The organism is Erwinia sp. MYb416 (assembly GCF_037479575.1).
GTDB classification, from domain to species: Bacteria; Pseudomonadota; Gammaproteobacteria; order Enterobacterales; family Enterobacteriaceae; genus Erwinia; species Erwinia rhapontici.
In genome coordinates this window covers 393,187-405,299 of sequence record NZ_JBBGYT010000441.1, presented here as the reverse complement: position 1 = coordinate 405,299, position 12,113 = coordinate 393,187, and the positions used below count along the sequence as shown (strand labels likewise).

The following is a 12,113-nucleotide window of genomic DNA, read 5'->3' as shown; positions in this document are numbered from 1 at the left end:
GGTTATTGCGCAGCCAGCCAGGCTTTCTGCTCTTTTGTCAGATACTTCGCCCAGTCCTGAACCATCGATTCGGTATCGTTCTGGTCGAGTAATGTTTCCTGGCTGCTCTCTTTGACGATCACCGAGTTAAAGTAGCCCCAGCCTTTCAGATGGGTCGGCATGGTCAGCGGCACATATTTCGGGTCATTCAGTTCGGCGAACCAGCCTGCGAACTGCGGTGAATGGTAGTAAGGGTCGCTTTCTGCGCCTTTATAGATGGGCAGCGTACCGACGAACTTCGACCAGGTGAGGTTGTTCTCTTTGTTACTGAGGAACTGGATCAACTGCCAGGATTGATCCTTCTGTTTCGCCTGCTTAAACACCGACCAGCCGGTATAACCTATCGTCGGGAAGGCTTTACCCGATGGCCCTACCGGCATCGGTGCTACCGCGAAATCGTCCGCTGGCATGCTGTTTTTAATTGCGATCAGCGCATCCGGATCCTGGTCAAGCATCGCGCATTTACCCGAGTAGAACCCGGATACGATCTCGTTAAAGCCCCAGTTCACACTGTCTTTCGGTGCGCCGCCGCTTTTGTACAAATCCACCAGCAGCTGTGCGCCCTTCAGTGCACCAGGCTGGGTGAGCGTACTGTTACCCTGCTTATCGAAGAAGTCTGGAGAGCCGTTCATCGCTGCCATAAACATCATCCAGGCATTGGTGCCTCCAACGCCACCACGCATGCAGTAGCCGCTGATGCCATTACCCAGTGCGGTAATTTTCTTCGCGTCCGCGACGAACTCATCCATGGTTTTCGGTGCTTCGCTCAGCCCGGCCTGCTGGAACAGCTTCTTGTTCCAGAACATGGCGCGCAGATAGAAACCGTACGGCACCATCGTGGCTTTACCGTTGGCGGCACGCGCCATCGTCAGCGCTTTATCCGTCAGCTCTGGCGTGCTTTGCCAGCTTTTCAGGCGTGGCTCAAGATCCTCCAGCATATTGTTACTGGCATACAATCCCTGCCAGGTATCCGGCATCTCCACCACATCCGGCACCTGCCCGCTTTGCAGCATGGTGCCCAGTTTTTCAAACGCCTGGCCCCACGGCAGCGAGATCACTTCAATTTCCGTATCCGGATGCTGTTTTTTATACTCCGTCAGCATGGTTTGCAGCACGGCTGTCCGCGCCGGGCTGGTGATCACTTCCACCAGCGTCAGCTTAGTGGCGGCGATACTGCCGAAGGCGGTGGTCATTCCCAGGGTCAATACCACGCTTTTGAATAATGCAGAGCGCAAAGGATGTTGCATCATACTGTCCTCTTGTCGGGTGAAGTTAGCGGGCAGCAGCGATCGCCTGCTGCAAGTCGAGCCACAGGTCATCGGTCTCTTCCAGGCCGATAGAAATACGGACAACGCGCGGAGACACGCCAAAATCGCGCGCTGAGTTAAACTCTCCGGCCTGATTCAGCACCGAAATAGCCGGCATCACCAGGCTCTCGAAGCCGCCCCAACTGACGCCCATATGGAAAAGATTCAGGGCATTACAGAAACGCGGGATATCCACCGAGTCATCGAGTTCGAAGGAGAACAGGCCGCTGTAACCACTCAGTGTTGAGAAGGGCTGCGGGTCCAGCCCTGGGTGATAAACCCGGATGACCTGTGGATGATCCCGCAGTTGCTGCGCAATCGTCAGGGCGCTGTGATGGTGCTGGCGCATACGCAGTGGCAACGTGCGCAGGCCGCGGATCAGCAGCCAGGCTTCGTTGGCAGAGAGCTTACCGCCGAGGAAAGGGCTGACGCCGCGGGTAATGGCCATGATGTGCTCACGGCTGGCAATCACCAGCCCGGCCACCACATCGCTGTGGCCACTGATATATTTCGAGGCAGAATGCACCACAATATCCACGCCCAGGGTCAGCGGTTTTTGGAACAGCGGCGATGCCCAACTGTTATCAATCATCGTGGTCACGCCATAACGTTTGGCCAGAGCGACCAGCGCACGCAGATCCTGCTCACCCATCACCCAGCTGCTCGGGCTTTCAAGATAGAGCAGCGTTGCCCCCGGCAGCGCGGCTTCTACCGCCGCGAGAGAATCACCGTCTACAAACTCGCTGTTGATGTTAAAACGCTGGCAGAAGCCACGTAGAAAGCGGTAGGTATCCGGATAAACGTGGTTGATACACACCACTTTATCGCCCGGTGACACCACGCTGAGAATGGCGTTGCTGATGGCCGCCATCCCGCTACTGAAGGCCAGACAGGCTTCCCCCTGTTCCAGCAAGGCCACTTTGTCCTGCAACGCTTTGACCGTTGGGTTGTCCACGCGTGAATAGAGCGGCTGGTCACTGTCACCGCGAAAACGGGCGATCATGCTGTCGTAGTCGCTGAAGCTGAACAACGACGACTGGTAAATCGGTGGCGATACCGCGCCTTTATCATGGCGGACATCGTGCGTTAGCTGGGTCTGGTCTTTATATTTTTCTGGCTGCATGGATCACGTCCTTCATGTCACGTTCGGTGATATCGAGAATTAAATGGCTGACGCGCGTCGCCTCAATGGCATCACGGCGTGCAATGGCTTCGAACAGCGTGCGGTGCAGCGGAAAGGAGTCGCTGAACAGTGCCTGTTCGGGGGGAGATTCGAAGAACGCGTGCAGGGTGTCGTATAAACCGACCACCATATGTAGCAGTAACGGGTTATGGGCGGCCTGATAGATGCTGGCGTGAAACGCCCAGTCTTCGGCCCCGGCAGAACCTATGGACAGATGTACCCGCTCCATCTCCACCAGCCGCTGTTCTATCAGCAGCAGGTCTTCACGGCTGGCGCGGATCGCCGCCAGGCCACAGGATTCGGCCTCGATGATGCGTCGCACCTCCAGCGCATGCAGCATGTTCTGTGAGTCGTTCTTAAAGCGTAGGGAGAGGAAACTGTCATTGCTGGTGACTTCGGCATGCAGGAAGGTGCCGCTGCCTTTGCGGCGCACAATAATGCCCAGTGCCTCCCAGCGTTTCAGCGCTTCACGTACCGTGTTACGGCTCACCCCCAGTTGCTCTGCCAGTACACGCTCTGGCGGCAAACGTTCACCAATCTGAGTCCCGGACTGCGCCACATAGCGCGTCAACGCGTCCAGCACCAACACATCGCTGTGCTGTACCGCAATCGGCGACAAACTGGCGTTTAATGATGACATCCTGCCCCCTGATAAATTGGCCCAACAACTCAACCTCTTTCAGGTAACGCAATTTTGATGCCAAAAAATCAAGCTATTGATTCAAATGATTTTAACTGAGAAATAAGCAAATCTTCTGAGCGTTAACAGTGCAGATTTGCGAGGCGTTGCGCAGGGAATGAGCAAGTCATGGGACATATCAGCAGGAAGGAGGCAAAATCATCAGGTTCAAAAAACCAACAAAATTCACTTGAACTAACTCATTATTGGGGATAGTTTAAGCCCATCAGGAGATACAGCAGTGGATGCTATCTTTATTGAACTTCCGCCTTTCGCACGTCACCGTGTCGATTATTTTTATGACGATGCATTTCGCAGTTTGCAGAATCTGTTAATGCTCTGTCCCACCTGCGGTGATGTTATCCAGCACACCGGAGGGCTGCGTAAACTCAGAGTAGGCGATGCCCATCGCCATAAGGGAAAACGCGGAGGTTCACGGGTGATTTATTACTGGTGGCAGGAACAGGCACACTTTCTGCTGTTCACTGTTTACAGCAAAGGAGAGGCAAGCGATCTCTCCCCGGCACAGCGCGACAGCTTACGTTCGCTGCTGGCAAACCTGACTAAAGGAGGGTGATTTTATGGAAAAACGCGATCTTTACCATGAACTGGTCGAGGGGTTTACCGCGCTGGCTGAACATCACCAGGGCAAGAAAACGCTGAAGACGCATCGCCTGGCGGCAAAAGCTGAGGTGGTACTTGCCCCGGAGGAATTGCGCACTATCCGTGAAAACTTACAGCTTTCTCAGGCGGTCTTCGCACAGTACTTACAGACCGGATTAACCACCTATCAGAACTGGGAGCAGGGGCGGGCAAAGCCGAATAAACAGGCCATTTTGCTGATCCGCTTAATTGAAAATGAGTCTACTACGCTGGAAATACTGGCAAAACTGGCTTAAGAAAAGTGTAACTGGAAAAGAATCTCTCAAAGGGCGACCGTAAAAAAGGTCGCCCACTACGGGGGGCTATTCGTTTAAAGCGCGCTGCCTTTCAGACGCTTGAATTCATCTTTGGCTTTTTGCAGCTGGCTGACAAAGGTCGGTTCAGCGTGCAGACGTGCCACAATCGCCGAGGCCACCACGCGAGCCGCGGTGACGTCACTCTGCCAGTGATAACCGCAAATCACTCGGCTCTGGCCCATCTCATAGCCACGTTGCAGAATTTGCCCCTGGCGGTCGGTATTGATCTCAGCCAGCACCAGCGCAGTGGCCCAGCCAATGGTGGTGTGGCCTGAAGGATAGGAGCCATTGGTTGAGAGCTTGCCTTCGTCATCGGAACGGCAGGTGGCTTCATGATAGAAAGCAAAAGGACGGATGCGCATGTAGTGTTGCTTGGCGCTGCGTGTGGCCAGGTCGCCCGCATCTTCGCGCATTTTCTTCACCAGTCGATACTGTTCCGGCGTTTTCTCCAGCGTAATTTCCATGCCGTAAGCCTCGGAGAATGCCTCTGCTACGCCATCGCCCTCAACGTTAGCATCTTTCCAGGCCTGCTTGCCTCTTGGCGTGTCACGCAGCATTTTACCCACGTCATACTGGGTTTTATCATTCAAAAACTCGATGCTGTCCATCGCCGGAGGGGGTGGCAGCAACGCCAGGCTGTCGATGGACTGTGATTCTTTCAGAAAGTAAACGTCAGGTTGCGTGGTGACATCTTTGGCCGCATACGCAGATTGAGCCATTACCGCTCCAACCAGCATCGCCAGAACAATTCTTTTCATGGTTAATTTCCCTATAATCATTGGTGTAAAAAGTGGCTGTTTTTCAATACATAATGTAAAACCCAGCGCCAGTCATCCTAACGAACCCTGACAATGCTGCAACCTGTGCGATCACAAAACCGATAATCAGAAACGACTTTTGCCGAATCGCGCCCCAAAAAAAACCCCGCCGAGGCGGGGTTTGTTGCTGTCACGATGACCGGCGTTAAGCGTTGATCTGCGCGTGCATTTCCTGCACGGAGATCACCTGCTCAGTGGCGCTGGCATTCAGTGACGTGGTGGTGGCGAAAGCACCATTCAGTGTGGTGTCGTAGTGCACCTTGTACTGCAACGCACTGCGGCGGATGAGTTTGGAATCCTCAATCGCCTGGCGGCCTGCGGTGGTGTTAACGATATAGGCGTACTCGCCGTTTTTCACCCGATCCTGAATATGCGGACGACCTTCATGCACCTTATTCACCTGGCGCACCTCAATCCCGGCAGTTTTCAACACCTCAGCAGTACCCGCAGTAGCATCCAGTTCAAAACCAGAATCCTGCAGGCGACGAGCCAGCTCAACGATGCGTTTCTTATCGCCTTCGCGCACTGACAGCAGCGCACGACCGCTCTTCTTCATGTTGCTCTGTGCGCCCAGCATCGCTTTGCAGAAAGCTTCTGCGAAGGTACGGCCCACACCCATCACTTCCCCGGTGGAGCGCATTTCCGGGCCAAGGATAGGGTCAACACCCTGGAACTTGTTAAACGGCAGCACGACTTCTTTCACGGAGTAATACGGTGGGATGATCTCTTTCGTCACACCCTGAGCAGCCAGCGTTTTGCCCGCCATCACGCGTGCGGCAACCTTCGCCAGCGGCATCCCGGTCGCTTTAGAAACAAACGGTACGGTACGCGCAGCACGTGGGTTCACCTCAATCAGGTAAACCTCGTTGTCTTTCACTGCAAACTGCACGTTCATCAGACCGCGTACGCCCAGTTCAAAGGCCAACTTTTTCACCTGGTCGCGCATCACATCCTGGATTTCCTGGCTCAGCGTATACGCTGGCAGTGAACAGGCTGAGTCACCGGAGTGAACGCCCGCCTGCTCAATGTGTTCCATAATGCCGCCAATCAGCACCTGCTCACCGTCACAGATGGCATCTACGTCAACTTCGACGGCGTCATCCAGGAAACGGTCCAGCAGAACCGGCGCATCATTAGAGACGGAAACCGCCGTGTTGAAGTAACGCTTCAGGTCGATTTCGTCGTATACGATTTCCATCGCACGGCCGCCCAGCACGTAAGACGGACGCACCACCAGTGGGTAGCCAATCAGTGCTGCTTTTTCGACGGCCATTTCAATGGCCGTCACGGTGGCGTTAGCCGGCTGTTTCAGGCCGAGGCGATCAACTGCCTGCTGGAAACGCTCACGATCTTCTGCACGGTCAATGGCATCCGGGCTGGTACCGATAACCGGCACGCCTGCGGCTTCCAGCGCACGCGCCAGTTTCAGTGGCGTCTGGCCACCGTACTGTACGATCACACCCTTAGGCTTCTCGATGCGCACGATTTCCAGCACATCTTCCAGGGTCACCGGTTCGAAGTACAGACGGTCGGAGGTGTCGTAATCGGTAGAGACGGTTTCCGGGTTACAGTTGACCATAATGGTTTCGAACCCGTCTTCGCGCAGCGCCAGTGAGGCGTGTACGCAGCAGTAGTCGAACTCAATGCCCTGGCCGATACGGTTTGGACCACCGCCCAGCACCATGATTTTGTCACGGTCCTGGTTAGGGTTCGCTTCGCACTCCTCTTCATAAGTGGAGTACATGTAGGCGGTATTGGTGGAGAACTCTGCCGCACAGGTATCAACACGTTTGTAGACCGGGTGCAGGTTATGCTGCTCACGCAGCGCACGGATTTCGGCTTCAGAGACACCGGCCACATCGGCCAGGCGTGCATCGGCAAAACCTTTACGCTTCAGGGCACGCAGGAAGTCATAGTTCAGGCCGTTAATGCCCTGGTCTGCTACCTGCTGTTCCAGCTTCACCAGCTCTTCAATCTGCACCAGGAACCAGCGGTCAACGTTGGTGAGCGCGAAGACATCTTCCACGCTCATCGCAGCACGGAAGGCATCAGCGATGTACCAGATGCGGTCGCAGCCAGCATCTTTCAACTCGCGACGAATGGTCGTCAGCGCTTCCGGGTCGTCAAGGCCCACTTTCGGGTCAAAACCATGGGCGCCCACTTCCAGACCGCGCAGGGCTTTCTGCATCGATTCCTGGAAGGTGCGACCAATTGCCATCACTTCACCCACAGATTTCATCTGTGTGGTCAGACGATCATTGGCACCGGCAAATTTCTCGAAGTTAAAGCGAGGGATCTTCGTCACAACGTAGTCGATGGACGGCTCGAAGGAGGCCGGAGTCAGGCCACCGGTGATGTCGTTGGTCAGCTCATCCAGCGTAAAACCGACGGCCAGCTTGGCGGCGATTTTCGCAATCGGGAAACCGGTCGCTTTGGATGCCAGCGCTGAAGAACGTGATACGCGCGGGTTCATCTCAATGACAATCAGGCGACCATTTTCCGGATTTACTGAGAACTGTACGTTTGAACCGCCGGTTTCCACACCGATCTCACGCAGTACCGCCAGCGAGGCGTTACGCATAATCTGGTACTCTTTGTCGGTCAGCGTCTGTGCTGGCGCAACCGTGATGGAGTCACCGGTGTGAATGCCCATGGCATCGAAGTTTTCAATCGAGCAGACAATGATGCAGTTGTCGTTTTTATCACGCACCACTTCCATCTCGTACTCTTTCCAGCCAATCAGCGACTCATCAATCAGCAGCTCATTAGTCGGTGACAGGTCGAGGCCACGCTCGCAAATCTCTTCAAACTCTTCGCGGTTGTAAGCGATACCGCCACCTGTGCCACCCATGGTGAATGACGGACGGATAATGCACGGGAAGCCCACGTCAGCGGCAACCGCCAGCGCTTCTTCCATCGTGTGTGCGATACCGGAACGTGCGGTATCGAGGCCGATTTTCTTCATCGCAACGTCGAAACGACGACGGTCTTCCGCTTTATCGATCGCATCAGCGGTGGCGCCGATCATCGTGACACCAAATTCAGCCAGCACGCCCTGACGTTCCAGCTCCAGCGCACAGTTCAGCGCAGTCTGGCCGCCCATGGTTGGCAGCACGGCATCCGGGCGCTCTTTCTCAATGATTTTGCGCACGACTTCCCAGTGGATAGGTTCGATATAGGTCGCATCGGCCATATCCGGGTCGGTCATGATGGTGGCCGGGTTGGAGTTCACCAGGATAACGCGGTAACCCTCTTCACGCAGCGCTTTACACGCCTGCGCACCCGAGTAGTCAAATTCGCAGGCTTGGCCGATAACAATCGGGCCAGCACCGAGGATCAGGATACTTTTTATGTCTGTACGTTTTGGCATTGTCTTTCTCTCCCGACCTTAAATAGCTTTTTTAATCAGTTCGATAAAATGATCGAACAAGGGCGCAGCATCGTGCGGGCCTGGGCTGGCTTCCGGGTGCCCCTGGAAGCTGAAAGCGGCTTTATCGGTGCGGTGAATACCCTGTACCGTATGGTCAAACAGTGAAGTATGGGTCACACGCAGATTAGAAGGCAGCTGGCTGTCGTCAACGGCAAAACCGTGGTTCTGGGCGGTAATCATCACGGTATTGTTATCGTGATCTTTCACCGGGTGGTTACCACCGTGGTGGCCCAGTTTCATCTTCACGGTCTTGGCACCGCTGGCCAGCGCCAGTAACTGGTGGCCGAGGCAGATACCGAACACCGGAATGTCGGTTTCCAGTAGGCGTTTGATCGCCGTAATCGCGTAGTCACACGGCTCCGGGTCGCCAGGACCGTTAGAGAGGAACACCCCGTCCGGATTCAGCTTCAGCACGTCTTCCGCGGAAGTCTGCGCCGGAACAACGGTCAGACGGCAGCCGCGATCCACCAGCATACGCAAGATGTTACGCTTCACGCCGTAATCATACGCGACAACATGGAACGGCAGGTCTGCATCAGTCTTCGGCGCAGGCAGCTCACCTTCCAGCGCCCAGCTCCCCTGCAGCCACTGATACGCATCCTTAGTGGTCACTTCTTTCGCCAGGTCCATGCCTTTCAGGCCCGGGAACGCTTTGGCTTTTTCCAGTGCTACAGCGGCATCCAGCGCATCGCCCGCGATGATACAGCCATTCTGTGCCCCTTTTTCGCGAAGCAGACGGGTCAGCTTACGCGTATCGATATCGGCAATAGCGACAATGTTGTGGCGAGTCAGGTAATCAGACAGGCCTTCTTCATTACGGTAGTTGCTGGCAATCAGCGGTAAATCACGGATAACCAGGCCCGATGCATGTACCTGAGAAGATTCTGCGTCAGCGGAGTTGGTGCCGACATTGCCGATATGGGGATAAGTAAGAGTGACGATCTGGCGGGAATAGGAAGGATCAGTGAGGATTTCTTGATAACCGGTCATTGACGTGTTGAAAACAACTTCTCCCACTGCCGACCCGGTTGCCCCGATGGCCCGACCGTGGAATTGGGTTCCGTCTTCCAGAACCAATAGCGCTGACTTAATCAAAACATCCTCCAGGGAATAAACAGTCACAATATATGCATATTAATTCAGGAATGACCCCAAAATCAATGCAAAAACTGCCTGACTGCTCAGTTTTTGGCAAATTGGGCGCATTCTAATGATCGCCCTCTCTATTGTCTACCCTGCGAGGATGTTTTTCTGCGTTTTTTAACTAACTGAGCGTAAATCCGGAAGATTTACCCTGAAAGCATGACACATCCTGGTCATAAAATCGGTTGCCTGAGCGCTTGTGCATAATTTCAGGGGGTGGGGAGTAAAAAAGTGGACCAAATGGTCAAAAATAGCGCTTACGGAGGGTGAAAAACAGAGATAATATCAACTTATAAGTTGAACCTATAAAAAAATAACTTAAATGGCTATTTATACAAAATAAAAAGGGCAATAAAATTATTGCCCATCCAATCAAAAAGTTATGATTGAAATAACCACATCACGATGGTACACAACACTTATAAATCATCAAGATTCAGGACACTGCGCATATCATGAAGCCCTGTTTTATGCGCTTTCAACCATATTGCTGCACGAACTGCGCCATTAGCGAAGGTCATACGGCTTGAAGCCTTGTGGGTTATCTCTACCCGCTCGCCAACATCTGCAAACATCGCTGTATGCTCACCGACGATATCTCCGGCACGTACAGTGGCAAAACCGATGGTCTGTGCTTCACGCTCACCGGTGTAACCTTCACGGCTATAGACCGCATGCTCATTCAGGTTCCAGTTCATCGCATCAGCAATCGCTTCCCCCATCGCCAGCGCGGTACCCGATGGTGCATCAACTTTATGACGGTGATGCGCTTCGATGATCTCGATATCCGCGTAGTCACCCATCACTTTGGCGGCTTTCTCCAGCAGTTTCAGCACCAGGTTAACGCCCACACTAAAGTTGGCGGCAAACACGATGCCGATATCAGCAGAAGCGGCTTTGATGGCGGCTTTACCGTCCTCATCGAATCCGGTGGTACCAATAACCATCGCTTTTTTATGCTGACGACAAAATTCCAGATAATGCAGCGTGCCTTCCGGGCGGGTGAAATCGATCAACACATCGAAATCATTCACCACCGCATCAAGGTTATCCGTCACTTTAATGCCCAGTGCGCCACAACCAGCCAGCTCTCCGGCATCTGCGCCCGTCAGCGACGAACCTGAACGCACCAGCGCGGCGCCCAAACGCGCACCTTCAGACTGAACCGTTGCCTGAATTAGCTGACGCCCCATACGCCCTGCGGCTCCCACAATGGCGATACGGATTTCTGTATTACTCATATTTATTCATTCCTGACAGATTTCTATTCATTCAAGCCGCATACAGATTAACCAGCGGTTAACGTCTGCGCCACAATTAAAACCAGATAATAAGAATTTTACGCCAGCGCGTGAGGATTATCAGTAAAACAGATTTTGTAAGGATTGGGGAAGGGAAATGGGATGGCCGTTGAGTGGATAAACTACGAAAATTGGCAGGCATCCTTGCTCAAGCAGAACTGGCTATATAACCTACAAAAGCTGATTGTTAATCAAACCAAGGATGAACCATGCTGTATATCGATGCCAATGGCTATATCGATGCGGTCAGGATTACCAAAAAGATTTTTCACTCCCTTCATCACGGTGACATGGGCCATGTTAACGGCATTGTCGTTCATCAGACCGGGGCCGCAACGTTACAAAGTACCTTTAACAGCTACCAGCACGCCAATGCCAACGGGGCCCATTTTATCATTGATAAAGATGGCACCATTTATCAGACGGCCTCGCTGTTCAAAATGACTTACCATGTTGGCAGGATGAAATCGCGCTGCCTGATCACGCAAAAATGTGAACCCGCTGAACTCAAAAAAGCCACTCAACTGGAAAACGCCTGGCGCACCAAAGAAATATCAGACAGGGAGAGGCAAAAGCCATGGCCCGACCGCTTTCCGGCAAACACGGATGCAATTGGTATTGAGATTGTTGGAGAGGCTTTCAAGACAGAGGATTTAAAGGAATATCCTGATGGTAGAATTTTTGAGGCCGTAAATCAGCACCAGTCAGAATCACTTGAGTGGCTAGTCAGAGAATTAAAAAGCACGTTGAAGATTAGTACGAGTGAAATCTTCAGGCATCCTGAAATTGCCAGAAAAAATATCACTGAAGCGAGTTCAGCCAAATGGTAATCAAACCCTTTTGCTTAAATACTGGCATCTTGCTGGTCTCATTGTTTCTTATCGGCTCCAGCTACGCCAATCCGGTCACATCCGTCAGCATCGTCAGTAGTGGGCAGACGCTGAAAGCAGTCACCAATCCCAGTGAAATTAAGGCCTGTAAAAAGTTCACACCAACCACAGAGCAGGTGATCAACTTCTTTAATCACGCCTATCCGGTTGATAATCATTTCGCTATAGATACCCGCTACTCATCCTGCTACGCACAAGGCGACATCAAATATGGCGACCAGCTACCTGGAAAATGGATGTTATATTCAAGTGGGATTGCGACTTTGGTTCTGAACGATGAAAACTCAGTTAACCTCTTTTATGAACACAACACATGGTACGATCCGAATGAGGGTGGATATGATGATAAGTAATTGAAATAACT

11 protein-coding genes are annotated in these 12,113 nt (G+C 53.0%); 4 read left to right on the top strand and 7 right to left on the bottom strand.

Annotated elements, in window-relative coordinates:
* Positions 1 to 2: 2 nt before the first annotated feature.
* The 3 genes from WH277_RS25340 to WH277_RS25330 are packed head-to-tail and all read right to left on the bottom strand — an operon-like array spanning position 3 to position 3,169.
* Positions 3 to 1,289 carry an ABC transporter substrate-binding protein gene (locus tag WH277_RS25340; RefSeq protein WP_244290449.1) on the bottom strand — a complete coding sequence of 429 codons (1,287 nt, stop codon included), beginning with the start codon at positions 1,287 to 1,289 and terminating at the stop codon, positions 3 to 5.
* Between the two features lie 22 nt (positions 1,290 to 1,311).
* Positions 1,312 to 2,469 carry a PLP-dependent transferase gene (locus WH277_RS25335; RefSeq protein ID WP_159336877.1) on the bottom strand — a complete coding sequence of 386 codons (1,158 nt, stop codon included), beginning with the start codon at positions 2,467 to 2,469 and terminating at the stop codon, positions 1,312 to 1,314.
* A complete protein-coding gene (locus tag WH277_RS25330) occupies positions 2,450 to 3,169 on the bottom strand; it encodes a FadR/GntR family transcriptional regulator (protein ID WP_133842339.1) in 720 nt (239 codons plus the stop codon). The genes WH277_RS25335 and WH277_RS25330 overlap by 20 nt, the downstream gene beginning before the upstream one ends.
* 280 nt (positions 3,170 to 3,449) lie before the next feature.
* Between WH277_RS25330 and WH277_RS25325 the strand changes: the two genes are divergently transcribed.
* Positions 3,450 to 3,785, top strand: coding sequence for a toxin (locus WH277_RS25325; protein ID WP_339507315.1), 336 nt, complete (start codon positions 3,450 to 3,452; stop codon positions 3,783 to 3,785).
* A gap of 4 nt (positions 3,786 to 3,789) precedes the next feature.
* Positions 3,790 to 4,107 (top strand): helix-turn-helix domain-containing protein, encoded by a 318-nt coding sequence (locus tag WH277_RS25320; RefSeq protein WP_159336876.1) that lies wholly within the window; start codon positions 3,790 to 3,792, stop codon positions 4,105 to 4,107.
* 74 nt (positions 4,108 to 4,181) lie between these two features.
* Here WH277_RS25320 and WH277_RS25315 read toward each other — a convergent pair whose 3' ends face one another.
* From WH277_RS25315 to dapB, 4 genes are all read right to left on the bottom strand, one after another.
* Positions 4,182 to 4,925, bottom strand: coding sequence for an acid phosphatase (locus tag WH277_RS25315; RefSeq protein WP_133842342.1), 744 nt, complete (start codon positions 4,923 to 4,925; stop codon positions 4,182 to 4,184).
* Between the two features lie 205 nt (positions 4,926 to 5,130).
* A complete protein-coding gene (gene carB, locus WH277_RS25310) occupies positions 5,131 to 8,355 on the bottom strand; it encodes a carbamoyl-phosphate synthase large subunit (RefSeq protein WP_167863355.1) in 3,225 nt (1,074 codons plus the stop codon).
* Positions 8,356 to 8,373: 18 nt separating this feature from the next.
* On the bottom strand, positions 8,374 to 9,510 hold the full coding sequence (gene carA / locus WH277_RS25305) for a glutamine-hydrolyzing carbamoyl-phosphate synthase small subunit (RefSeq protein ID WP_339507314.1): 1,137 nt from the start codon (positions 9,508 to 9,510) through the stop codon (positions 8,374 to 8,376).
* Positions 9,511 to 9,977: 467 nt separating this feature from the next.
* Positions 9,978 to 10,799 carry a 4-hydroxy-tetrahydrodipicolinate reductase gene (gene dapB, locus WH277_RS25300; protein WP_133842345.1) on the bottom strand — a complete coding sequence of 274 codons (822 nt, stop codon included), beginning with the start codon at positions 10,797 to 10,799 and terminating at the stop codon, positions 9,978 to 9,980.
* 269 nt (positions 10,800 to 11,068) lie between these two features.
* On the opposite strand from dapB, the gene WH277_RS25295 reads away from it, so the two are divergent.
* The gene (locus WH277_RS25295) at positions 11,069 to 11,689 is read left to right on the top strand and encodes a peptidoglycan recognition protein family protein (protein ID WP_259151819.1); all 621 of its coding nucleotides are present in this window, start codon (positions 11,069 to 11,071) and stop codon (positions 11,687 to 11,689) included.
* Positions 11,683 to 12,102 carry a hypothetical protein gene (locus WH277_RS25290; RefSeq protein WP_133842346.1) on the top strand — a complete coding sequence of 140 codons (420 nt, stop codon included), beginning with the start codon at positions 11,683 to 11,685 and terminating at the stop codon, positions 12,100 to 12,102. Before WH277_RS25295 ends, WH277_RS25290 begins: the two co-directional genes overlap by 7 nt.
* Positions 12,103 to 12,113: the final 11 nt, after the last annotated feature.

Bases quoted from the DNA above. Each gene is read 5' to 3' on its own strand.
- WH277_RS25335 (WP_159336877.1), bottom strand. From the start codon at position 2,469: ATGCAGCCAGAAAAATATAAAGACCAGACCCAGCTAACGCACGATGTC.
- WH277_RS25315 (WP_133842342.1), bottom strand. From the start codon at position 4,925: ATGAAAAGAATTGTTCTGGCGATGCTGGTTGGAGCGGTAATGGCTCAA.
- WH277_RS25340 (WP_244290449.1), bottom strand. From the start codon at position 1,289: ATGATGCAACATCCTTTGCGCTCTGCATTATTCAAAAGCGTGGTATTG.
- WH277_RS25330 (WP_133842339.1), bottom strand. From the start codon at position 3,169: ATGTCATCATTAAACGCCAGTTTGTCGCCGATTGCGGTACAGCACAGC.
- dapB (WP_133842345.1), bottom strand. From the start codon at position 10,799: ATGAGTAATACAGAAATCCGTATCGCCATTGTGGGAGCCGCAGGGCGT.
- WH277_RS25290 (WP_133842346.1), top strand. From the start codon at position 11,683: ATGGTAATCAAACCCTTTTGCTTAAATACTGGCATCTTGCTGGTCTCA.
- carB (WP_167863355.1), bottom strand. From the start codon at position 8,355: ATGCCAAAACGTACAGACATAAAAAGTATCCTGATCCTCGGTGCTGGC.
- WH277_RS25320 (WP_159336876.1), top strand. From the start codon at position 3,790: ATGGAAAAACGCGATCTTTACCATGAACTGGTCGAGGGGTTTACCGCG.
- WH277_RS25295 (WP_259151819.1), top strand. From the start codon at position 11,069: ATGCTGTATATCGATGCCAATGGCTATATCGATGCGGTCAGGATTACC.